Below are 22,367 nucleotides of genomic sequence, written 5' to 3' on the forward strand. Positions count from 1 at the left end.
GTCGGGGGATCATGCAGAAGATATTCATTTTCTGCACCGCCACGAGCACGATGCCTTACAAGGCCGGTCCAGATTGGACCGGCCTTGTTTGTTCAGGTTACTCAGCCGGATGTTCGTGGGCGGCCTTGACGTCACCGCGCTTTGAACGGTTCTTGGCAAAGGTGCCAACAATCAGAACAAAGAACAGCGGCACGAAGAAGATCGCAAGCACGGTCGCCGCAATCATCCCGCCCATCACGCCAGTCCCCACCGCCACACGGGCAGCAGCACCGGCACCGGTCGAAATCGCCAGCGGCACAACGCCAAGGGTGAAGGCCATCGACGTCATGATGATCGGACGCAGACGCTGACGGGCGGCTTCCACCGTGGCTTCAAGAAGGCCCATGCCCTGGTCGTAAAGTTCGCGGGCGAACTCGACAATCAGGATGGCGTTCTTGGCCGACAGACCGATCGTGGTCAGAATGGCCACCTGGAAGTAAACGTCATCGGGCAGATCGCGCAGCAAGGCTGCAAGCACCGCACCAAGGACACCCAGCGGAACAACCATCATGACCGAAATCGGGATCGCCCAGCTTTCATAAAGGGCTGCAAGGCACAGGAAGACCACGATCATGGACAGCGCATACAATGCCGGTCCCTGTTCGCCTGCTTCGCGTTCCTCATAGGACAGCCCCTGCCATTCAAGGCCGATGCCACCCGGAAGTTTCGCAACCATTTCTTCCATGGCCGCCATTGCATCACCCGACGCAACGCCCGGTCCCGACGCACCCTGAATATTGACGGATGCCAGACCGTTGAAGCGTTCCAGACGCGGCGAACCGTAATCCCAGTTCGTGGTGGCAAATGCCGAAATCGGCACCATTTCACCAAGACCGTTACGGACATACCAGTGATCAAGGTCTTCAGGCATCATGCGGTATTTCGCATCCGACTGCATATAGACCTTTTTGACACGGCCATTTTCGATGAAGTCATTGACATAGCTTGACCCCCAGGCCGCAGCCAGGGTGCGGTTCACATCCGCCAGGTCGACAGCAAGCGCGCTTGCCTTTTCCTGATCGATATTAATGTTGAACTGCGGCATGTCATTCAGACCGTTCGGACGTACACCGGCCACGCGCGGGTCCTGTGCCGCCATCCCCAGAAGCTGGTTACGGGCTGCAATCAGGGCGTCGTGACCATTGCCGCCACGATCCACAAGCTGAAGGTCAAAGCCGTTTGCAGTGCCCAGCTCGATAATTGCCGGCGGGGCAAAGGCAAAGACCATGGCTTCGCGGATCTGGGCAAAGGCACCATAGGCACGACCGATCACCGCACCAACAGCCTGATCCGGGCGGGTACGTTCCGACCAGTCCTTCATGTTGACAAAGGCGATACCGGCGTTCTGGCCGCTCCCGGCAAAGGAGAAGCCGGCAACCGTGAACAGACCCTGGACGTTTTCCTTTTCATTCTCAAGGAAGTGGGTTTCCAGCTTCTTGAGAACCTCGACCGTGCGTTCCTGCGAGGCACCAGCCGGAAGCTGAACCATCGAGAACATGATGCCCTGGTCTTCGTCTGGCAGGAACGAGCCCGGCAGGCGGAAGAACAAGGCCGCAAGGCCGCCGACAAGGATCCCGTACACAAACAGGTAACGCCATTTGCGATGAACAACGTGATCAACACTGCCCTGATAGAACCGGTTGGTCTTGTCAAAGCCGCGGTTGAACCAGCCGAACGGACCTTTTTTCGCAAGCGGGTCGGTATGGGTCGGCTTGAGCATGGTGGCACACAGGGCCGGGGTCAGGACGATTGCCACAACCACCGAAAGCGCCATCGCCGACACAATCGTGATCGAGAACTGGCGATAAATCGCCCCGGTCGATCCGGCAAAGAAGGCCATCGGCACAAACACGGCCGAAAGAACCAGCGCAATACCGATCAGCGCCCCGGTAATCTGCCCCATGGATTTCCGCGTTGCTTCGCGCGGCGGAAGCCCGTCTTCATGCATCACACGTTCGACGTTTTCGACCACGACAATCGCGTCATCGACCAGAAGACCGATGGCAAGAACCATGGCAAACATGGTCAGCGTGTTGATCGAATAGCCGAATGCGGCAAGGATACCGAATGTCCCGAGCAGAACCACCGGCACCGCGATCGTCGGGATCAGGGTCGCCCGCCAGTTTTGCAGAAACAGCAACATCACCAGGAAGACAAGAACGATTGCCTCAAACAGGGTGTGAACCACTTCTTCGATCGATACCTGCACGAACGGGGTCGTGTCGTACGGATAGACGATCTCAAGCCCTTGCGGGAAGAACGGCTTAAGCTCCGCCAGACGGGCCTTTACGGCCTCGGCGGTGTCAAGTGCGTTGGCCCCGGTCGCAAGATAGATACCGATACCCGTTGCAGCCTGTGCATTATAGCGGGCCACCACGTCATAGCTTTCGCCACCGATTTCGATGCGGGCCACGTCGCCAAGACGGACCTGCGACCCATCGGTTTCGACCTTGAGCAGGATGTTGGCGAATTCATCAACCGTCTGCAATTTGCTTTGGGCGGTGATGGTCGCGTTGATCTGCTGGCCCGGAACCGACGGGGCACCACCGATCTGACCGGCGGTGACTTCGGTGTTCTGGGCTTCGACAGCCGAACTGATATCGGACACCGTCAGGTTATAGGACAGCATCTTGTTCGGATCGAGCCAGATGCGCATTGCATGCTGCGCACCGAACACGGTGACCGAACCGACACCATTCACACGCCCAAGCGGATCTTCAACCGTGGAGACGACAAAGTCGGACAGATCTTCGGCATTCATCGAACCATCAGCCGACACAAAGCCGACAACCATCAGGAACGATCCCGATGACTTGCTGACAGTCACGCCCTGCTGCTGCACTTCGGTCGGAAGCGACGACATCGCAGCTTGCAGTTTGTTCTGTACCTGAACCTGTGCGATGTCGGGATCGGCTTCGGGTTCAAAGGTCAGCTTGATCGATGCCTGACCGTTTGACGACGAATTCGATGACATATAGCGCAGGTAATCCAGCCCGTTCATCTGTTGTTCGATGACCTGGGTCACGGTGTTTTCCACCGTCTGCGCGGACGCGCCCGGATAGGAAGCCGAAATCTCGACCGATGGCGGTGCAATTGACGGGTACTGTTCCACCGGCAACTGCCACAGGGAAAGTCCCCCCGCCAGCATAATCACCAGGGCAACAACCCAGGCGAATACGGGGCGGTCAATAAAGAATTTTGCCATTGAATAAACCCTTATTCGGCGGCTTTGGCGGTTTCGACAGGCTGGGCTGCAACAGGTGCGCCCGGCCCGATACGCTGAAGACCATCCACGATCAGTTGATCGCCATCTTCAACGCCAGCCGAAACCAGCCAGTTCTGTCCCTGGGACTGTTCGATGGTGATGTCTTTTGACGCCACTTTGCCATCGACCACGACATAGACATAAGCCGATCCATCCGGACGACGCATCACGGCCTTTTGCGGCACAAGGAATGCGTTTTCAAGATGGCCCTGGCGGACCTGACCGCGCACGAACATGCCCGGCAAAAGCGTTCCGTCCGGGTTCGGGAAGACCACGCGCAACCGGATGGTGCCGGTGGTTTCATTGACCGTCACATCCGAGAATTGCAGCGTGCCCTTGTGCGGGTATTCGGCACCGGTCGAGTCAATGATCAGGGAAACTTCGACCTGACCGTTTTCAACACCCTTGATGCGGCCATTCTGGATGGCCTGCTTGATCTTCATCAGACGTCCCCCGGCCTGGGTGACATCAACATAGATCGGATCAAGCTGGGTGATCGTGGTCAGTTTCGCAGTCTGGTTGGCAGTTACCAGCGCGCCTTCGGTGAAATCGGATGATCCGATCTGACCGGAAATCGGTGCGGTAACAGTGGTGTAAGCCAGATCGATGCGGGCCTGTTCAAGCTCGGCACGGGCTGCTGCGACTGCGGCCTTGCCCTGTGCTTCGGCGGCGACTGCATCATCATAGGTCTGCTGGCTGACCGCCTGCGACTTGATCAGCGGATCGTAACGCTTGCGGGTTTTGGTGGCCTGATCAAAGGTGGCGATCTGACGGGAAAGTTCGGCCTGTGCGGCATCGACCTTGGCCAGATAGACATCCTGATCAATCATATAAAGCTGCTGACCGGCTTCAACAAAGGTGCCTTCGGTGAAGTTGCGTTCCTTGATGATCCCGTCGACCTGCGGACGGATATCCGCCTGACGGAAAGCAATCGTACGCCCGGGCATTTCTTCGACAAGACCGACGGTCTGGGCTTCAAGAGTAACGGTGCCAACCTGGGTTGCAGGTTGTTGCTGCGGTGCAGCGGCCTGTTTTTCAGCGCCTTCATTCTGCTCGCTGCAGGCAGCGACCATCAAGGCAAGTCCTGCCACACCGGCAAATTTCAAACAAGATCGCATGGACAAATTGCTTTTCCTTCTAAGTCCCGAGCAATGAAAACGGGAACGCTTTGTCATTGCTTTTCGAAATACTGTACGGTACAGTACACATTGTGCACTGCACGATCAAGAGCCAAAAACAACAGAATCAAGAATCATGAGTGAAACGCCAGAAAAGCTTGAAAAACAATCCACTCGCGGGTCTGCAAGACGGCGCGCCATGATGGATGCGGCCTGGAAACTTTTGCTGGAGCGGGGGTTCGCTGGCGTCACACTTAATGATGTCATTTCGCAATCGGGTGGCTCCCGTACAACCCTTTACGAAGCATTCGGCGGAAAGGACGGCCTTCTTGAAGCTGTCATGAAAGAACGCTGTCAGGAATTCTCCGCGGAATTACACATCTCGCTGGAAACCGATCTCCCTCCTCGTCACGCACTGACGGACTTCGGCACCAAACTGGCGCACAAGATAGTAACCGAGGAAGTCGCCCGCTTCACTCAAATTCTGTATTCCGAAGGCCAGCACTTTCTACCCCTGATCGAAAAATTCTTTGAAGTCGGTCCGGACAGCACACGTAAACATCTTGCCGATTACCTGTCGCGCCAGCAAAAGCTTGGCCGCATCAGCATCAATGATCCCGACCATGCCGCTGAAATGTTCGAAGCCATGGTGATCGGCGACTGGCAATCACGCATCATGAAACATCATCCAAGACCCCCGATGACCGACCGCGAGATTGAAGACCGCGTGTCGCGTGCTGTGCAGATTTTCCTGTGTGGCATCACCACCGACGAACATCGCCAAACGGTCGGATGTGACAGTTGATCACGACGGCTTTGCGATGAAAGTCAGCTACTTGTAACCTGCCCCTCCTGACAGCATCCTGTCAGCAATCCGGGTGACCGGATGGTAAACGCGCCAAACGGCGCCCTAACTTCACCAAAATTGACCTTCAGGATGCCTGACAAGACCGGATCCGGTTGCTTTGGCAGGGCGTGACATGTGTGATGTTGCGCGCCATCGGATGCGTGTTTGGCGAACCGGCGTTGCGGTGCCGCAATCGGGGCATGCCCCGTGATTGATTGCAACCGTTCCAAACAGTTCACCAAAGATGCGCAAAACCGATGTAAACTGAATGCAACAGGGTCGCGTTTGTCACCATTCCAGAAGCAGGGGTTTTCTGATGCCCGGACGTCGTGTTTTTGTCGGTTTTGGCTTGTGCGCCACCTTGATGCTTGCGCTTGCCCCGCGTGCACAGGCCATTACGGTCGACAAGGCCCGCACCGCCGTTGAAGCAATCCTGACGCAATCGGGCATCACGGCAACCGAAAGTGATGCCCGCACGGTTGACGGCGATGGCGTGGTTCTGACCTATGATGGCGTCTATCTTGATCTTCGCGGCTATTCGACCGACCGCGCACTGACCATGGACGGGGTCACGGTTACGGTGCGCGACACCGATCAAACCGATCAGATTGATCTTGATGTCAAATTGCCCGAACGCGCCCGCATGGAAGCCGAAGCCACCAGTGACCAGCGTGACCTGACCATGCGCAATGCGGGGGGCTATCTGCGTTGGGACACTGCGCGCAACATCCCGGTCACCTTTGACGGCTTTGCCGATTTCCTGATCGGTGACGAACCGGTGACGCGCAAACACTGGATGATGAATGGCCTGATGATCCAGTGGCTGCCGGAACTGGCCCGCATTGCCTGGCAGGGTGCCGAATGGACCGGCCCCAACCGCGAAAAAATGGGGGCAGTCAAATCGGCAAGCTTTACCCTTTATCCCGGCGAAAACGGCGAAACCCATCTTGATTACGCCCATGACGGTTTATGGCTGCCCAGCCTGTTCCAGCCGCGCACCATGCGCGTCAAAAGCAGCAGCACCGGCCTGCCCTGGCGCGAAGCCAAACCGATCATTGAAAAAGGCTTCCACGATATCCTGACCGGCACCGCCCCCAGATTTGCCCGTCGCCAGATCGGTGATGCGCTTTGGCAAAAGGCCGCCCAGAACGGTGCCCCGGTCAAGGTCGAGGAATTCTACGTTGAATCCCGCGGGCTTGAGGCCCTTGGTTCCGGCGAATTCATGGCCCAGGCCGCCGCACGATATGGCTTTACCGGTGATTTTGATTTCAAATTGCTGGGTCAGGACAAGCTGGTTGACCTTCTGGGCACCCCTGACAGCCCGACCCTTCTTGGTGCCTTGCTGCCCTTTGCGGTGAACGGTCTTGCGGTTGGCCGCCCCGGCCCGCAAGGCACAACCGAATATGACGGTCAGTTGCTTCCAGATGGCCGGATTGTCGTCAACGGCCTGACAGTCTATCGCACGGCTGATGGCAGTTAGAACATGAATGCACCATCTGCCTCCGCCCCCTCGGACCTTGTTTCCGGGCCGTGCAATCGCATTGTGATCTATTGCCGGGATATCGAGGCAATGGTGTCATTTTACAGCACCTATTTCGGATATCAGGTCGTTGCACGACCACAAGATCGCATCACCGAATTGCGCCGGGCGGACGGCGGGTTGGTCCTGATGCTGCATCCGGCAAGCAAGGGGCAGAAAGAAGGTCAGGCTCTTATCAAGCTGGTCTTTGACGTGCGTGATGTTGTCGCGTTTCGCGCCCATCTGCTTGCAGCCGGACTGACTGTCGGTCCGGTCCATGAGGCCGATAACTATCAGTTCGCCAATCTCAAAGACCCGGCGAAAAATTCGGTTTCGATATCAAGCAGGGCCTTTTGCACAGGCTGATCGGCATTTGGTTAAACCATGGATCGAAACAAGCCTGCATTTCCAACACGGCCCTACTCTGTGGCCTGAACACCCCGTTCTGTGATTGCGGCACATTCACGCAGATTTTCAAGGCCGCGTCGGTTCGAAAAAATACATATTATTGACGTTCATCTCGGAACTTCGCATGATCCGCATTCAAGGTCGGCGCAGCGAATGCCGGCCCAAAAGAATCAGGGAGTTTCAGGTAATGAAAATGAACAAATCGGGCTTTCTTTCCGGACTGGTCCTGGCAGGCAGCCTTTTTGCGTCCGTCTCAAGCGTATCGGCCGAGGAAATCAAGGTCGGGATCGCCAATTTCGGCGAACATCCGCAGCTTAATGCGGCGATTGCAGGCTTCAAGGAAGCCATGGCTGAAAACGGCTTTGTTGAGGGCAAAGACGTTTCCTATTCCGAAAGCCACACCAACTTTGACGCATCCCTGGTGCCCCAGATGATCACCAAGCTGCAATCCGAGAATCCGAAACTGATCTATACGATCACCACCCCGGTTTCGCAGATCGCCAAACAGGCGCTGGCAGGGTCTGGCATTCCGATCGTCTTTTCGGCTGTGACCGATCCGGTTGCCGCCAAGCTGGTCCCGTCATGGGAAGCCGGTGACGAGGGCATGACCGGCGCATCCGATCTTCAGGATATCGCAGCGGTTCTGGAATTCACCCGCAAGCTTCTTCCGGATGCCAAGCGCCTTGCCCTGCCCTACAACCCGGGCGAAGCCAATGACGTTGCCCTTCTTGAAAAGGTCGAAGCATTGGCACCGGCTGCCGGTTTCTCGGTCGTTGCGGTCGGCATTGATAACGTCAATGACATCCAGCAGCGCATCACATCGGTCGCAGGCAAGGCAGACGTCATCTATACCCCGGCATCGAACCTGATTCAGCCCGCCATTGCCGCCGTGTCGGCCGCGGCCCGCCAGATCGGCGTTCCAATTGTCAACTCTGACAGTTCGGCTGTTGCCAATGGCACCGTTCCGGCCAGCTTCTCGGTTGATTACAGCCAGGTCGGCCTGAATGCCGGCAAGATCGCAGCCGAAATCCTTAAGGGCAAATCACCGGCCGACATTCCGCCGTCCGCCCCGTCCTATGAAACCCATGCACCGATGATTTCAAAATCGGCTGCTGCGGCCTTCGGGATCGAAATTCCGGCTGAATTCAACGATTGCGGCTGCATCGTCGAATAATTTCGTCCAGACTTGAACACACATTGGCGCCGCAAGTGGTCATTCCCTTCGGCGCCAATGCCATTTCGCCATGTCACACATGGCCCAAGGAGAAGACGGATGCTTGAAATCCGATCTGCACGCAAAACCTTTTACGCCGGACAACCCGACGAAAAGGTGGCACTTGATAATCTTGACCTGACCTTGCAAACCGGCGAATTCGGTGTGGTCATCGGATCAAACGGGGCAGGCAAAAGCACGATGCTGAACGCCGTGTCTGGCGCGCTTCCCCTTGATAGCGGTCAAATCCTGATTAACGGGGATGACGTCACCAACACCCCGGTTCATAAACGCGCCACCCGGATTGCGCGCGTGTTTCAGGACCCGATGCTGGGGACTGCGGCCAGCATGACGGTTGCCGAAAACATGCTTCTGGCCGAATTGCGCAGCAAAAAACGCACCCTTGCGTGCGGGCTTAATGCCAAACGGCTTGCCGATTACAAGGAACGGTTATCCACCCTGGGGCTTGGTCTTGAAAACCGCCTGAACACCAAGGTGGAACTTCTGTCTGGCGGACAGCGCCAGTCATTGTCGCTGATCATGGCGGTTGGCGGATCGCCCGATCTGCTGTTGCTGGATGAACATACCGCGGCCCTTGATCCGCGCACCGCCGATCTGGTGATGCAGGCAACCGTTCGTGCGGTCGACAGCCTGAAACTAACGACACTGATGGTGACCCACAATATGCAGCACGCTGTCGATTACGGGCATCGCGTCATCATGCTTGATGCCGGCCGCGTCAAACTTCAGATCGGTGGCGAAGAAAAAGCAAATATCACCGTGGCAAAACTGGTCGATCATTTCGCGGTCAAGACCGATGCGATGATGTTGGGGGCTTAAGAATACGATGGAATTTCTGTCTTCGACCTTTACCAGCTATGTCGCCCTTGTGCCGGTGACCCTTGCCCAAAGCCTTATTCTGGCCTTTGTGGTTCTGGGCATCATGATCCCGTTCCGCACCCTGCATTTCCCCGATCTGACCAGCGAGGGCGCCTATCCGCTGGGCGGGTGCGTATGCGGTGTTCTGATTGCCGCGGGCATGAACCCGGCGCTTGCGATCATCGTGGCCCTGTTGTGCGGTTTTCTGGCTGGCTGCTGTACGGCCCTTATTCACCTGCGGTTCCGCATTCACACCCTGCTTGCCGGGATCCTGATGATGACGATGCTTTACAGCATCAATCTGCGCATCATGGGCAAATCCAACCTGTCGATCTTTGGCTCGGACAGTGTCTATAATTGGGCACCGTTCGTTACCCCGGGCTTCCCGGTCAGCAAGATCATCATTGCCGGGATCATTGGTGCGGCTGTGTTCCTCGCCCTGAACTGGTTTTTCAAAACCGAAAAGGGCACGGCCCTTCGCGCGGTTGGCTCCAACCCCGCCATGGCCGAGGCACAGGGCATTTCGGTCTGGGTTTCCACCATTGTCGGTGTCGGTCTTGCCAGTGCCTTTTCGGCGACCAGTGGCGCATTAATGGTCCAGTCACAGGGCTTTGCCGATGTGAATATGGGGCTTGGCATTCTGATCAACGGTCTTGCCGCATTAATGATCGGCGAAGCCGTTGTTGGCAAACAAAGTGTGTTTCGCCAGCTTCTGGCGCCCTTTGTCGGCGCGATCATTTATTATCAGCTGGTGTCGCTGTGCCTGGCGGCAGGAATGCCACCGCCCGATCTTAAACTGGCGACCGGGTTGTTTGTTCTGGCCATGCTGGCCCTGCCCAGCCTGAAACGTGGACGCGGCGGCGCACCCGCACGCGAGAAATTGCGCGAATAGCCACCGCCCGGTCTGCGTCTCTATGCAATCGGTCTGAAAACAAAACGGCCGCCCTTCCCATCCGGAACGGTGGCCGTTTTTCATATCAGTTCATCGCGGGCTGCATTCACGCCGCAAGCAGGAAAACACCCGCTGCTGCGATTGCACCGCCACCGGCACGCACGGCAACTGGGGCGGCCTTTTCGGCCAGCTTTTTAACCGACATGCCAAGACCAAGTCCGATGGCATGAAGTGCCGCCGTCGCAACTGCAAAACCGATCCCGTATTCGATGCCGCTGGCGGTTGCCGGCATTTCGGTGCCATGGGCATGACCATGGAAAACCGCAAACAGACCAACCAGCGCCATCGCCGCACCGGTCGGCAGATGTTTACCAAGGGCAATAACCGCGCCCAGCACAATCACCGAACCGACAATGCCAAGTTCAACAAACGGCAAGGCAACATTGGCAATGCCCAGAAGGCCGCCGACAATCATCATGCCGACAAAGGACAAAGGCAGAAGCCAGACCGACTTGCCCCCTTGCTGGGAGGCCAGAATGCCGACCGCAACCATCGCCAGCAAATGGTCAAGACCACCGATCGGATGCCCGAAACCCGATGCAAAACCCGAAACCGTCCCCGCCCCGGTATGGGCCAGTGCCGGCGTTGCCGCCAAAACCGCCATGGCAAAGGCAACAAGCGATGAATGCCGCATTCTGAAATCTCCTGTATGATCTGAAACTCGAATTTATGAAGTTTTTAAAAATTATCATACAAGCAGATCAATGCCAATATCCCAAACGAAAAGGGCGGGGAAAGTGCCCCGCCCTTTTGCCAGAAGATAGATTGGATCAGCTGTTACCAGCTGTATTTAAGGGTCGCCAGAACCGTGCGGCCATCACCGTAATAGCGGCTGCCAAAGGTATTGGAAGACACATATTCACGGTCGGTCAGGTTGGTGGCATTGACCGACAGGCTGACATCATCGGTCACCGCATAAATGACCGCTGCATCAAACAGGGTGTATCCGCCAAGCGTTTCGGTATTGCCGTCATTACGTGCACGTTCGCCGGTATAGCGCATGCCACCGCCAAGGGTCAGATCCCCAAACCAGCCCTGCCCCGGAATGGTGTAATCAAGCCATGCGGATGCCTGATGTTCGGGAACGTTTGCCGGGCTATTGCCGATATTGGCTGCTGTAATGTCGTCTTTGATTTCCGCATCCAGATAGGTATAGGCAAGCGTCAGGTTGGTCTGTTCATCAAGTGACATCTTGCCTTCCAGCTCAAGCCCGCGCGAATTGATTTCGCCGATCTGCTTATAGCTGCTGGTGCTTGAATTCCACTGCGACACGTTTTCCTGGGTCAGGTCAAACAGGGCCGCGGTAAACAGCGCATCAAAGGTTTCGGGCTGATATTTCACGCCGATTTCATATTGCGTACCTTCCTGCGGCTTGACCCCGTCGGGGCGCGACGCCAGACCGGAATAGACCGGCTGGAAGGATTCCGAATAATTGCCGTAAATCGAAACTTCGTTGGTCGCCTTATAGGTCAGACCAAGGCGCGAGGTGAACTTGTGATCATCGCGTTCGGCCGTGGTGCCGCTGCTGATGGTGTCGGTGTCACTTTGAACATAGTCAAAGCGCCCGCCAACCGTCGCAATCCAGTCATCGGCAATGGTCAGCTGTTCCTGCAAATAGGCACCATAGGTCGACTGGGTGATTTCGGTGTCGGAACTGCTTGTGAATGTGATGCAGGAAAGCCCGCAATAGGACGGGTTGTACGGATCAATTGCCGATGCAGTACCGTCGCGGCGGAATTCGCGGTTCCGGTCACGGTTGAAATCGATCCCCATCAGCGTTTTGCTGTCAAAGGTATCGTTGATCGCCGTGTCATATTGCAGCTGGTTGTCGATCCCGAAGCGGTCAAGTTCACCATAAATCGCAAAGGCATTACGATTGCCAAGCGGCGTGCTGTCATTGAGATAGATGGTTTCATAGGTCAGATCGACATGGGTGTAACGCGCGTTCTGACGAAATTCGAGCTTGTCGGTAATCTGGTGGGAAAGCGCATAACCGATATTGGTTTCTTCGGTGTCGAAATTGTTGAAATCCGGTTCCCCAAAGAATGCATCGCGGCTGGTTTCGATCCCGATCGGATAGCCATAGCCAAGGCCGCTGTCGCGTTCGCTGTAACTTGTCAGAAGGGTAACTTCGGTGCCTGCCTTGGGCTTGTAGGTAAAGGCCGGCGCGATATAAAGACGGTCATCCTGCGAATAATCCTGGCTGCGTTCGGCATCCTGCCAAAGGCCGGTCAAACGGTATGTCCAGTTGCTGCCTTCGACCACAGGACCGGTAACATCCCCACCACCGCGCAGGTGATTTTCACCAAAGGTGGTAAAGACTTCGCCGCCGGCTTCGTCTTCGGGACGTTTGGTCGTCATATTGACCAGACCGCCCGGACCATTCAGGCCAAACAGGCTTGATGTCGATCCCTTAAGCACATCGATCTGCTGCAAACCATACGGTTCGGGACGGCTGTTGGTGAAGTTGTAGATACGAATGGGAAGACCATCGCGATAGCTGCTAAGCGACGTCTGGCCAAAGCCGCGAATACGCACATAGTCATAGCGATAATCCGACCCGTATTCCGCGGCCTGGACACCGGCGGTATAGGAAACGGCCTGCTGGATGTCCTGAACGTTGCGGGTTTCCATTTCTTTCTGGGTGATCACGGACACGGCCGATGAATCATCAAGAATTGGCGTGTCGGTTTTCGATGCCGTGCGGCTGCGCGATGCGACAAAGCTTTCGGTAATGGCAACATCCGGACCCGATGCTTCTGCGCCATTCGCCTCAACCCGGATCGGGTCAAGAACTTCGCCCTGTGCGGCCCCGCCGGTATTGACCGCTTCGATCACCACGGTTTCGTCATCGGTGATGTCGTAGCTCAGTCCGGTTCCGCGCAGCAATGCCTCAAGTGCCGTATCTGCACGCATGGTACCGGAAACGGCACTGGCCTGCACATTACGGGCAAGCGCGCCATCCACAGTCACCTGAAGCCCGGTCTGAACACCGAATTGCGCAAGCGCACTGGTCAGCGACTGGGCCGGAATGTCAAAGGCATATTGACCATCAATGCCGTTTGCCGCGACCTGGGCGGTCGCATCGGTTGCAAACATGACGGGCGCCAAGGCGGTCGTCATCATCAAGGCACTGGCTATAACTGCAACACGTCCACGATTACGCAGCGTGTCTGCACCCCCACTCTTCATTCGTCTTAATCTCCGTTTTACGTCATATGCCCCAACCAGACTGAGAATGCAAACGCTTCTCAATGGCGAGATATGAAACAAAACGGATCGGCTGAGTGTTTTTTCAAAAAAAGTTTCAGAAAATTCAAAATCGGCCTGAAAGCCCCGGTTTTACGCGATTTTCCCGGCTCGTTTCATGATCCGTATTTGATCAGGACGGCGACACGACAAGCAACCAACGGGTGATTTCACGCACCGTTGCCTTTTGCGCACGGGCCATCCCGCGCAGGGCTGATACCGGATCATCAAGACGATAAACCCCGGTCACTGTCTGACGGGACAGTTCGGCATCGGTAATGACGATGGTGCCGGTATAATACCGGCGCAACCGGTCAACGATTTCACCCAGCGGCTGATCCTGGGCGATCAGTTGATTGTGGCGCCATGCGGCGATCTGGCTTGCCGGGGCGGTTGACCGGCGGACCTGCCCGTCGCGACTGACCCGGGCCTGTTGTCCGGCTTCAAGCAATTCCGACACCAGTGGCACGGTCGGGGCATTTTCAACACGGACCAGCCCATGTTCAACTGCGACACTCGACCGACCCGCCGTATCAGACACATCAAACCCGGTGCCCAGCACGGTTACGGTCACGGCATCGGCACCGACGGTAAACGGTTTTTGAGGATCGGGGGTGACTTCAAAAAACGCCTCCCCGCTTAGCAATTCGACAAACCGGGTGGTGCCATCCATCCGCACCTTGATCGCGCTTTCAGGTGCAAGGGTCACAGTGCTGTTATCGGCCAGCGTCACCGTGGTAATTTCGGCTGTCTTGGTGAAATGATCAGCCTGCATTTCGGTTGCAATTCGCGGCCCGATTATTGCCGCAACCAGCGATGCGGCAATGGCAAGCCCGCCAAGACCAATCCCGCGCCAGGACGTATTGCCACGTTTTTTAAACCGGCTTTGGGCGGCGATGACTTTGGCGGTTTCTTCGGCCCGGGCTGCGATGGCATCTTCGCCAGCAGCAGTTCTGGCATCGGCCAGATCGCCTTCGGATGCCCGTCTGGCATCCAGAAAACGCTGCCAGTCGGCTTTGCCGTCTTTGGCCTGATCCGCCCCAAGCGGTGCGATCCCCGCCATCAGATCGGCGGTGCGTCTGGTCGCATTCCAGACATCAAGATGCAGCGGATCCTGCGCGCACCAGGCATCAAATTCTGCCTTGAGTTCGCGGTCCTCGGGCGCTTCTTGCAACCGGATAATCCAGTCGGTTGCTTCTTTTGCTGCCTTGGCTTGCGCCGGGTTTGTCATCCCTGTCATCATACCATTTCACCGTCCGGGCGGGCAATTTGATCGACCGTGCCACGAACATATCTTGTCAGCAATCGCATCTGATCACCACCCAGACGGGCAGCAATGCGATCTTCTACACTGAAAAGAATGACCGGGTCATGCATTACCTTCATGGCCAACCGCCCAGACGTTCGCGGCAATGGTCAATACCGTCCGCCACCAGCTTGTGGGCCAGCGGAACAGAAATATCGAGGAATTCGGCAATCTCGCGCAGCTTGGCCCCGCCAAAGCGATGCATTTCGCAGGCAATCCGCGTTCTTTCGGGAAGCTCGGCCAGGGCCTGCATCAGGGTGGCATAGTCATCCTTGTAAAGAACGATGGTTTCCGGGTCCGGCGTCTGTGCGGGCGAAATATTGGCGATCACTTCATAGTCAACCGCACCGGTAACACGGCTTTCCTGCGCATCACGCCGTTTGCTATCAAGGGCAAGATTGCGCACGATCCGGTAAAGATACCCGGTCGCGTCTTCCAGAAACCGGCCTTTGGACGCCTCGTCAAACCGCAACCAGGCTTCCTGCACCAGATCTTCGGCCAACACACGGTTGCCGATGATCGAACTGGCATAGTTCACAAGCGCCGGTCTTTGGCGCATGAACAATGTCAAAGATGTTGAATTACCGGCCAAACAGGCATTCCTTTATGCGCAGCCCTTTCAAGCTCCGTTCCCCACGGCTTGAGCCATATCGCAAGTGATACTGATTATCAATAACTTTTACTGGCGACAGCACTGTTGCTTTCAACAAGTTTGGCAATTTCACCAGAAAAGCTGGCCTTTTGCTTGTTGATTGGCAAACGGGTCTCTGGAGGCCCAAGTCGTTAACGCCGTTAGCAAGCTGGCCTATTTGGCAGTAACAGACTTATGAATTTCCGCTGGATGCCTTGGCCACAGCCGGGATCAAAGTATTCAGGCAGACGACCTCCTTCACGATCGCGTCGCTGGCAGACAACACGCTCCCTTCGTTTAACAGGCGACGGCTGGTCTGCAATGCATCGGCAGGTTTTGCTGCGAGGCAAAGAGCATAGTCGCGGGCTGCTGCATGGACATCGACATCCGGTTTTACACATGAAACAAATCTATGGTGCAACGCCTCCTCTGCCGATATTCGACGGGCGCTTAAAAGCCAATCTCGTGCGACCATGTCCCCTACCCTGCGCGCCAGAAGCGCCGTTGCACCAGCTTCAGGAACGATACCGAGATCCGCAAAGGGAAACTTAAACACGGTACTTTCTCCTGCGACAACCCAGTCTGCGTGTAACAGCATTGTGGCGCCGAAACCCACGGCTGCCCCGGTTACTGCGGCCACCATCGGCTTGGATTGTTGAGCAAAGGCAGAAATGCAGCGACGTACCGCACCGTCTTGGGATTGGGGCCAAAGCTTGGCGAATTCAGCAATGTCGTGTCCGGCGCTGTAATGTGGCCCGACGCCCTGAAGTATGACGCAATGCACATTTGTATTTTGGTTTGCGTGGTTCATGGCGTTTGCGAGTGCATCGAACATCGCCTCATTAAGGGCGTTACGTTTCTCGGGACGATTGATGCTTATTGTGCAGATGTTATCGCTGGTTTCTGACGTGATTCTGTTTTCCATTAAGGGCCTCCCTCCTGAAACGGTATATCGCGAGAGCATTGTTTACTTTTACGTAAACGTCAACTTACATAGAAAACAGGAACCATCGCCCCAAAACAACCGTCAACATCTGGCATGCGGGCCGAGATTTCTGGCAACCGGCTTAGGAAATTCGTTACCAACCTGTGGTAAAGTCGATTGATATCAACAAGAAAACGGCCCGTTTCAGGCACGCCACCGGGGGAGATCCACCATGCAGAAAATCAGCCTTGTCATCCTTGTGACCGGGATCGTTGCCGCGGGCATGTGGGGAATCAGCGATTATCTGTCACGCAAGGGCGAAGAACATGGCGATGTCACGCGTGGTCAATCCATTGCCGAGCAGACCTGTTTGCGGTGTCACACCAAGTTTGACGGCGACCCGGCCCCGGATCCGGCCGTTACCGATGCGCCGTCCCTGGCAAGTTTCGGTCTGCGCTGGCCGCTTGAAAATCTGGAAGAAGCACTGGCAGAAGGCATCACCGTATCGCATGACAATATGACGATGCCGGAATTCACCCTGACACCGGAAAGCATCGCCGATCTTCTGGTCTATATGGAATCCTTAAGCCAGGAAGCCCGCGCCAACGCCGGAAAATAACCGCGCACCTGACCCGTGCTGTCATCCCGGATTTTATCCTGTCCGCCATCCCGCCTTATCATCGTCGGACCAAGCCCGCCCGATTCCCTGCGGTTTTGTCCCCCAAGGCCATAAAAATCCGACGCATGATCAAACCTGAATGCGTGTGCGTATGTGCGGGTCGACCATCATGCCCCACCCTTTGAAAACCGGCGCTTATCGCAATTTCGCGCCTGCACAAACCAGCCGAGAATTAGCCTGCAAATCCCCCCATAAATCACCGGTTGGTTGAATTTGAACTTGACTTGAACCGATTCAACGCAAAAATTGGTCTGACGTCTGATGACTGACCAGATTGAACAGTTCACCCCGGCAGTCCGGACCTGTGATGACAAACAAGAAGGTGTGATGTGCCGCACGCGGACGGAGCGACCATTCGACCCATTGAAACATCGGGACGCCGTGATGCGATCCTTGAAGCCCTGACCGATTTCATCGTCAGTTCCAAACTGGCACCGGGTGACCGGTTGCCGCCCGAACGCGAATTGATGGCAGGCCTGAAAGTCGGCCGGTCAAGCATCCGCGAAGCCATTGGCCATATGCAGGCATTGGGTGTTGTCGAAATCCGGCGGGGATCGGGCACCTATCTGAAGCGGCCGGTCAGTGAAAAGACCCTGTTCATGCCGCTTTCGATCGCCACCCAGCGCGACGGATTGTTGCAAACCCTTGAAGTGCGCCGCGGGCTGGAAGTCGAAGCCAGCATGCTGGCCGCCAAACGCGCCACCGCACAGGACATTAACGAAATGCGCGCCGCCCTTGATGCGATGGAGGCCGAACATCTTGAATTCGGCACCGCTGGCGAGGCCGATCTGGTGTTTCACCTGTCGATCTACAAGGCATCGGGCAATCCGTTATTCGAACAGCTTCTGGGACAAATGCGCGAAGCATTCGAAAGCTTCTTTGCCCAGCCGTTCAACCGCCCCGATTTCGCAAGTTCATCCTTTGAATTTCACCGCATGCTGTTTGACGCCATCGTTGCCGGCGATGCCGAACTGGCCCGCCAGCACACCCTTGCCATCCTTGAAGTCGTCGAGAACGACATCGTGAGAATGTCTGATGAAGAACAACAATAATCCGAACAATCACAAGCAAACTGTCAGCAGCCCCGAAAGCGTCGTGGCCTATGACGCGGAACATTTCGCAAATGCCGTGGTACCGCCCATTTTCCAGAATTCTCTGTTCACATTCGAGAATTTCGACGAAATGGTCGAAACCTATGCCGGGCGCAAAACCCGGCCGGTCTATTCACGTGGGCTCAACCCGACGGTCCGTGCCTTCGAAGAAAAGATCACCGCCCTTGAAAAGACCGAAGACGCCCTTGGTCTGGCAAGCGGCATGGCCGCCATTTCATCGGCGGTTCTGTCGGTGGTCAAACCGGGCGACCGGATTGTGTCGGTCGAACATTGCTATCCCGATGCGTTCCGGTTTTTCGAAATGTTCCTGCGCGACATGAATGTCAGCGTCGATTACGTCGATGGTCGCGACCTTGATGCGGTGCGCGCCATTCTGCCCGGGGCCAAGGTGCTGTATCTTGAAAGCCCGACCAGCTGGACCTTCCACACCCATGATATCAAGGCCCTGTGCGAGATCGCGCGCGATCATGGTGCGGTTTCGATGATCGATAACAGCTGGGCATCCCCGGTTTTTTGTCAGCCCGCCACCCTTGGCTGTGACGTGGTCATTCATTCGGCATCGAAATATATCGGCGGGCACAGCGATGTGGTGGCCGGTGTGATTGCCGGAAGCAACGATTTCATCGGCCGGGTACGATCAACGATCCTGCCTTATCTCGGGGCGAAACTCTCGGCCTTTGACGGGTGGTTGCTGTTGCGCGGATTGCGCACGCTTCCGGCACGCATGCGCGAACATCAACGCTCCGCCATGATCATTGCCCGCAAACTTGCCGATCATCCCAAAGTAACCGCTGTTCACTATCCCGGCCTGATGGATCCGGCCGCCCCGGGACTAAGCGGTTCTTCCGGACTTTTTTCATTCGAATTCGCCCCCGAGGTCGACATTCCGACCTTTGTTGATGCGCTGCGCTTTTTCAAGATCGGCGTGTCCTGGGGCGGACATGAAAGCCTGATTGTCCCCGCACTGGTTACGCGGGCGCAAGTGGGCGGGCCCAATTCGGCGATGCGCTTTGGCGTGCCCGAAAATCTGGTCCGCCTGCATATCGGTCTCGAAAGCGCCGACGACCTCTGGTCTGACCTGGCGACCGCAATCGAGGCAAGCCTGAAGTAAGAACACTATCGTTTAAAACAGGGAACTTCACCATGAACTGGAAAACAACGCTACTGGCAGGTGTAACGACTATTGCGCTAACAAGTCAGGCCTATGCCGACACCACATTGAAGCTGGTCGAAGTCATCACCAGCCCGGAACGCACCGAGACGCTCAAAGGGCTGGTCGCGGAGTATGAGGCCGCCAACCCCGGTGTGACGGTTGAAATCACGTCCCTGCCCTGGGGGCAGGCCTTCGAAAAATTCGCCACCATGGTTTCGGCCGGTCAGACCCCCGACATTGTCGAAATGCCCGATACCTGGCTGACGCTTTATGCCAATAATGGCGCGCTTGAAAGTCTTGAACCCTATCTTGCGAAATGGGACGGCGCGGAAACGCTGAATGATCGCGCCCTGGAATTTGCGCGCTCGGCGGGGAATACCGCCTATATGCTGCCCTATGGTTTCTATCTTCGGGCGATGTTCTATAACAAGAAACTGTTCGAAGAAGCCGGTGTGACCGAAGTCCCCGAAACCCTCGAAGATTTCCGCGCGGCGGCCCAAAAGGTATCGGATCTTCCGGGCAAATACGGCTATTGCATGCGCGGCGGGCCGGGTGGCCTGAATGGCTGGGTGATGTTTGGCGCGGCCATGGCCGGTTCGAACGACTTCTTTACCGAAGACGGTCAAAGCACCTTCAATTCCGATGGCTGGAAAAATGGTCTGGAATATCTGGTCGATATCTACAAGGACGGCCTGGCACCGAAAGACAGCCTGAACTGGGGCTTTAACGAAATTGTGGCCGGTTTCTATTCGGGCACCTGTGCGATGCTTGATCAGGACCCCGACGCCCTGATCGCCATTTCAAGCCGCATGAAAGAAGAAGATTTTGGCGTGACCACCATGCCAAAAGGCCCGTCGGGCAAGGCATTCCCGACCATCGGTTATGCCGGCTGGTCGATGTTCTCAAACAGTGAACACAAAGACGAAGCCTGGAAACTGATTGCCCATCTTGAGTCCAAGGACAGCAACCTGACCTGGAACAAGCGCATCGGTGCCCTTCCGATCCATAACGGTGCCGAAAGCGATCCGTTCTTTGCCAGCCCGCAATTTGCCGGATGGTTCGCCGAACTGTCCGACCCGGACGTTCATCCGACTGTCATGCCGACCCATCTTGAAGAATTTGCCTTCTTCAAGGACAGCCTGGTCATCCGCACCAGTCAGGAAGCCATGCTGGGCCGGATCACCCCGGAAGAACTGGCCAATCAGTGGGCAGAATATCTGACCCCGGCACAGAAAAACTGGATGCAGGCAAATCAGTGACCACTGTAACCCAAACCGGAAAACTCCCCGTCGAAAGACGGGGGGGATTCTCACGGAAGATTTCCGGGATCATCGAACCGTATCTTTATGTCTCGCCGGCCCTTGTCCTGATCATCGCGGTGATGTTGATGCCGCTGATCCTTGGACTGAGCTACGCCTTTCGTGACATCCGCATCCTTAATCCGTTCAGCGGCGGTTTTGTCGGCACGGCCCATTTCGAAGCGCTGATTTCCGATCAGGCATTCCTGGGCGCACTTGCCAATACCGCATGGTGGACATTCGGATCCCTGCTGTTTCAGTTCAGCCTTGGCCTTATTCTGGCACTTTTGCTGAACCGGCAGTTTCTGGGCCGTCGACTGGTGCAGGCACTGGTGTTCCTGCCATGGGCGGTGCCGACCTTTTTGTCGGGTCTGAACTGGGCATGGATGTTCAACCCGGTGGTCGGCCCGCTGCCGCACTGGATGACGTCGCTTGGCCTGATGGCCGAACCGTTCAATATCCTGTCTGATCCCGACCTTGCGATGTGGGGGCCAATCATTGCCAATATCTGGTTTGGCATTCCGTTCTTTGCCATCACCATGCTGGCCGCCCTGCAATCGATCCCCAAGGAACTCTATGAGGCAGCGTCCATCGACGGTGCAACCACCCGACAGCAATTCATCAGCATCACCCTGCCCTTCCTTGCGCCCACCATTGCCATCACGCTGATGTTGCGCACCATCTGGATTGCCAATTTCGCCGATCTGATTGTCGTCATGACCAATGGCGGCCCGGCCGATTCCACCCAGATCGTTGCCTCCTACATCTTTACCCAGGCCTTCCGCCGGCTTGATTTCGGCTATGCCTCGGCGATTGCTGCGGTGCTTCTGGTTCTGTTGCTGGCCTATGCGCTCAGTGTGATCGCGCTGCGCCGTGCCATGACCCATGCCGATAGTTAGGAACCCCGCCCCATGACCCTGACCGGACAAACTTCAACGCGCAAATGGCTCTATTGGGGCAGTCATTATCTGATGATTGCCGCCTTTGTGATCTTTGCGCTGTTTCCGCTTTACTGGTTGCTCAAGGTTTCGGTGACGCCCAACGACATCCTTTATACCGAGGGGGTTCGGATGTGGCCGTCGCGCACCACCTGGGAGAACTACACATTCGTTCTGACCCAAAGCAACTTTCCGCACTATTTCCTGAATTCCGTGATTGTCGCGGGCACGACCGCCATTGTCACAACGCTGGTGGCCGCCCTTACGGGATATGCGTTTTCGCGCTTTGCCTTTCGCGGCAAGGTGATCATCGTCGCATTGATGCTGATTACGCAGATGTTCCCGCTGGTGATGCTGATTGCGCCGATCTTCAAAATTCTGGCCCCGCTTGGCCTGACCGACAGCCTGACCGGGCTGATCATTGTCTATACGGCGTTCAATGTGCCATTTGCGACCTTTTTGATGCAGTCCTTCTTTGACGGCATCCCCAAGGATCTTGAAGAAGCCGCGATGATTGATGGCAATACCCGGTTTGAAGCATTCCGGGCCATCATCCTGCCGCTCACACTTCCGGGTGTTGCCGCAACGCTTGGCTTTGTCTTTACCGCCGCCTGGAGCGAACTTCTGTTTGCCCTGATGCTGGTCAGCAGCGAGTCCGCATCGACCTTCCCGGTCGGGCTTCTGTCATTCGTTTCAAAATTCAGTGTCGATTTCGGCCAGATGATGGCTGCCGGTGTGCTGGCACTTATTCCCGCCTGTCTGTTCTTCCTGCTGATCCAGCGTTATCTGGTGCAGGGGCTTACGGCTGGCGCGGTCAAAGGATAAGAGGACGTTTC

General features: G+C 56.2%; 20 protein-coding genes. 12 read left to right on the top strand and 8 right to left on the bottom strand.

The window, feature by feature from the left end:
• Positions 1-97: 97 nt before the first annotated feature.
• Both WA429_RS05100 and WA429_RS05105 read right to left on the bottom strand, forming a co-directional pair.
• On the bottom strand, positions 98-3,244 hold the full coding sequence (locus WA429_RS05100) for an efflux RND transporter permease subunit (protein ID WP_068517927.1): 3,147 nt from the start codon (positions 3,242-3,244) through the stop codon (positions 98-100).
• A gap of 11 nt (positions 3,245-3,255) precedes the next feature.
• Complete coding sequence (locus WA429_RS05105; RefSeq protein ID WP_287465810.1) at positions 3,256-4,377, bottom strand: efflux RND transporter periplasmic adaptor subunit; 1,122 nt, start codon at positions 4,375-4,377, stop codon at positions 3,256-3,258.
• A gap of 181 nt (positions 4,378-4,558) precedes the next feature.
• Here WA429_RS05105 and WA429_RS05110 point away from each other — a divergent pair, with 181 nt between their 5' ends.
• From WA429_RS05110 to WA429_RS05135, 6 genes are all read left to right on the top strand, one after another.
• Entirely contained in the window at positions 4,559-5,227 is a 669-nt protein-coding gene (locus WA429_RS05110) for a TetR/AcrR family transcriptional regulator (RefSeq protein ID WP_068517925.1), read from the top strand.
• Between the two features lie 358 nt (positions 5,228-5,585).
• Positions 5,586-6,749, top strand: a complete 1,164-nt coding sequence (locus tag WA429_RS05115) for a hypothetical protein (RefSeq protein ID WP_287465809.1) — start codon at positions 5,586-5,588, stop codon at positions 6,747-6,749.
• 3 nt (positions 6,750-6,752) lie between these two features.
• Complete coding sequence (locus WA429_RS05120; protein WP_287465807.1) at positions 6,753-7,154, top strand: VOC family protein; 402 nt, start codon at positions 6,753-6,755, stop codon at positions 7,152-7,154.
• 229 nt (positions 7,155-7,383) lie between these two features.
• Positions 7,384-8,370 (top strand): ABC transporter substrate-binding protein, encoded by a 987-nt coding sequence (locus WA429_RS05125; protein ID WP_287465806.1) that lies wholly within the window; start codon positions 7,384-7,386, stop codon positions 8,368-8,370.
• Between the two features lie 99 nt (positions 8,371-8,469).
• Complete coding sequence (locus tag WA429_RS05130; RefSeq protein WP_287465805.1) at positions 8,470-9,249, top strand: ABC transporter ATP-binding protein; 780 nt, start codon at positions 8,470-8,472, stop codon at positions 9,247-9,249.
• A 7-nt stretch (positions 9,250-9,256) separates the two neighbouring features.
• On the top strand, positions 9,257-10,180 hold the full coding sequence (locus WA429_RS05135; protein ID WP_068517918.1) for an ABC transporter permease: 924 nt from the start codon (positions 9,257-9,259) through the stop codon (positions 10,178-10,180).
• 106 nt (positions 10,181-10,286) lie between these two features.
• Here WA429_RS05135 and WA429_RS05140 read toward each other — a convergent pair whose 3' ends face one another.
• From WA429_RS05140 to WA429_RS05165, 6 genes are all read right to left on the bottom strand, one after another.
• Positions 10,287-10,874 (bottom strand): HupE/UreJ family protein, encoded by a 588-nt coding sequence (locus WA429_RS05140; RefSeq protein ID WP_287465804.1) that lies wholly within the window; start codon positions 10,872-10,874, stop codon positions 10,287-10,289.
• Positions 10,875-11,017: 143 nt separating this feature from the next.
• Positions 11,018-13,432 carry a TonB-dependent siderophore receptor gene (locus tag WA429_RS05145; protein WP_101247413.1) on the bottom strand — a complete coding sequence of 805 codons (2,415 nt, stop codon included), beginning with the start codon at positions 13,430-13,432 and terminating at the stop codon, positions 11,018-11,020.
• Between the two features lie 190 nt (positions 13,433-13,622).
• Positions 13,623-14,729, bottom strand: coding sequence for a FecR family protein (locus WA429_RS05150; RefSeq protein ID WP_287465802.1), 1,107 nt, complete (start codon positions 14,727-14,729; stop codon positions 13,623-13,625).
• On the bottom strand, positions 14,729-14,875 hold the full coding sequence (locus tag WA429_RS05155; RefSeq protein ID WP_287465801.1) for a hypothetical protein: 147 nt from the start codon (positions 14,873-14,875) through the stop codon (positions 14,729-14,731). The genes WA429_RS05150 and WA429_RS05155 overlap by 1 nt, the downstream gene beginning before the upstream one ends.
• Complete coding sequence (locus WA429_RS05160; protein WP_068517914.1) at positions 14,872-15,354, bottom strand: sigma-70 family RNA polymerase sigma factor; 483 nt, start codon at positions 15,352-15,354, stop codon at positions 14,872-14,874. The genes WA429_RS05155 and WA429_RS05160 overlap by 4 nt, the downstream gene beginning before the upstream one ends.
• Positions 15,355-15,619: 265 nt before the next feature.
• Positions 15,620-16,351: an enoyl-CoA hydratase/isomerase family protein gene (locus tag WA429_RS05165; protein ID WP_287465800.1), complete on the bottom strand. Its 732-nt coding sequence runs from the start codon at positions 16,349-16,351 to the stop codon at positions 15,620-15,622.
• 232 nt (positions 16,352-16,583) lie between these two features.
• Between WA429_RS05165 and WA429_RS05170 the strand changes: the two genes are divergently transcribed.
• The 6 genes from WA429_RS05170 (at position 16,584) to WA429_RS05195 (ending at position 22,356) form a co-directional block, all read left to right on the top strand.
• Positions 16,584-16,970 carry a c-type cytochrome gene (locus WA429_RS05170; protein ID WP_287465798.1) on the top strand — a complete coding sequence of 129 codons (387 nt, stop codon included), beginning with the start codon at positions 16,584-16,586 and terminating at the stop codon, positions 16,968-16,970.
• A gap of 389 nt (positions 16,971-17,359) precedes the next feature.
• Positions 17,360-18,082: a FadR/GntR family transcriptional regulator gene (locus WA429_RS05175; protein ID WP_287465797.1), complete on the top strand. Its 723-nt coding sequence runs from the start codon at positions 17,360-17,362 to the stop codon at positions 18,080-18,082.
• Positions 18,066-19,253: a PLP-dependent transferase gene (locus tag WA429_RS05180; RefSeq protein WP_287465796.1), complete on the top strand. Its 1,188-nt coding sequence runs from the start codon at positions 18,066-18,068 to the stop codon at positions 19,251-19,253. Before WA429_RS05175 ends, WA429_RS05180 begins: the two co-directional genes overlap by 17 nt.
• Before the next feature lie 32 nt (positions 19,254-19,285).
• Positions 19,286-20,554: an ABC transporter substrate-binding protein gene (locus WA429_RS05185; RefSeq protein ID WP_250284314.1), complete on the top strand. Its 1,269-nt coding sequence runs from the start codon at positions 19,286-19,288 to the stop codon at positions 20,552-20,554.
• Positions 20,551-21,492, top strand: coding sequence for a carbohydrate ABC transporter permease (locus WA429_RS05190; protein WP_068517908.1), 942 nt, complete (start codon positions 20,551-20,553; stop codon positions 21,490-21,492). The genes WA429_RS05185 and WA429_RS05190 overlap by 4 nt, the downstream gene beginning before the upstream one ends.
• Positions 21,493-21,504: 12 nt before the next feature.
• The gene (locus WA429_RS05195) at positions 21,505-22,356 is read left to right on the top strand and encodes a carbohydrate ABC transporter permease (protein ID WP_101247420.1); all 852 of its coding nucleotides are present in this window, start codon (positions 21,505-21,507) and stop codon (positions 22,354-22,356) included.
• Positions 22,357-22,367 lie beyond the last annotated feature (11 nt).

Origin of the sequence: Thalassospira sp. CH_XMU1420-2 (assembly GCF_037029325.1) — a bacterium.
Taxonomy (GTDB): domain Bacteria; phylum Pseudomonadota; class Alphaproteobacteria; order Rhodospirillales; family Thalassospiraceae; genus Thalassospira; species Thalassospira povalilytica.

Bases quoted from the DNA above. Each gene is read 5' to 3' on its own strand.
- WA429_RS05100 (WP_068517927.1), bottom strand. From the start codon at position 3,244: ATGGCAAAATTCTTTATTGACCGCCCCGTATTCGCCTGGGTTGTTGCC.
- WA429_RS05105 (WP_287465810.1), bottom strand. From the start codon at position 4,377: ATGGTCGCTGCCTGCAGCGAGCAGAATGAAGGCGCTGAAAAACAGGCC.
- WA429_RS05110 (WP_068517925.1), top strand. From the start codon at position 4,559: ATGAGTGAAACGCCAGAAAAGCTTGAAAAACAATCCACTCGCGGGTCT.
- WA429_RS05115 (WP_287465809.1), top strand. From the start codon at position 5,586: ATGCCCGGACGTCGTGTTTTTGTCGGTTTTGGCTTGTGCGCCACCTTG.
- WA429_RS05120 (WP_287465807.1), top strand. From the start codon at position 6,753: ATGAATGCACCATCTGCCTCCGCCCCCTCGGACCTTGTTTCCGGGCCG.
- WA429_RS05125 (WP_287465806.1), top strand. From the start codon at position 7,384: ATGAAAATGAACAAATCGGGCTTTCTTTCCGGACTGGTCCTGGCAGGC.
- WA429_RS05130 (WP_287465805.1), top strand. From the start codon at position 8,470: ATGCTTGAAATCCGATCTGCACGCAAAACCTTTTACGCCGGACAACCC.
- WA429_RS05135 (WP_068517918.1), top strand. From the start codon at position 9,257: ATGGAATTTCTGTCTTCGACCTTTACCAGCTATGTCGCCCTTGTGCCG.
- WA429_RS05140 (WP_287465804.1), bottom strand. From the start codon at position 10,874: ATGCGGCATTCATCGCTTGTTGCCTTTGCCATGGCGGTTTTGGCGGCA.
- WA429_RS05145 (WP_101247413.1), bottom strand. From the start codon at position 13,432: ATGAAGAGTGGGGGTGCAGACACGCTGCGTAATCGTGGACGTGTTGCA.
- WA429_RS05150 (WP_287465802.1), bottom strand. From the start codon at position 14,729: ATGACAGGGATGACAAACCCGGCGCAAGCCAAGGCAGCAAAAGAAGCA.
- WA429_RS05155 (WP_287465801.1), bottom strand. From the start codon at position 14,875: ATGAAGGTAATGCATGACCCGGTCATTCTTTTCAGTGTAGAAGATCGC.
- WA429_RS05160 (WP_068517914.1), bottom strand. From the start codon at position 15,354: ATGCGCCAAAGACCGGCGCTTGTGAACTATGCCAGTTCGATCATCGGC.
- WA429_RS05165 (WP_287465800.1), bottom strand. From the start codon at position 16,351: ATGGAAAACAGAATCACGTCAGAAACCAGCGATAACATCTGCACAATA.
- WA429_RS05170 (WP_287465798.1), top strand. From the start codon at position 16,584: ATGCAGAAAATCAGCCTTGTCATCCTTGTGACCGGGATCGTTGCCGCG.
- WA429_RS05180 (WP_287465796.1), top strand. From the start codon at position 18,066: ATGAAGAACAACAATAATCCGAACAATCACAAGCAAACTGTCAGCAGC.
- WA429_RS05185 (WP_250284314.1), top strand. From the start codon at position 19,286: ATGAACTGGAAAACAACGCTACTGGCAGGTGTAACGACTATTGCGCTA.
- WA429_RS05195 (WP_101247420.1), top strand. From the start codon at position 21,505: ATGACCCTGACCGGACAAACTTCAACGCGCAAATGGCTCTATTGGGGC.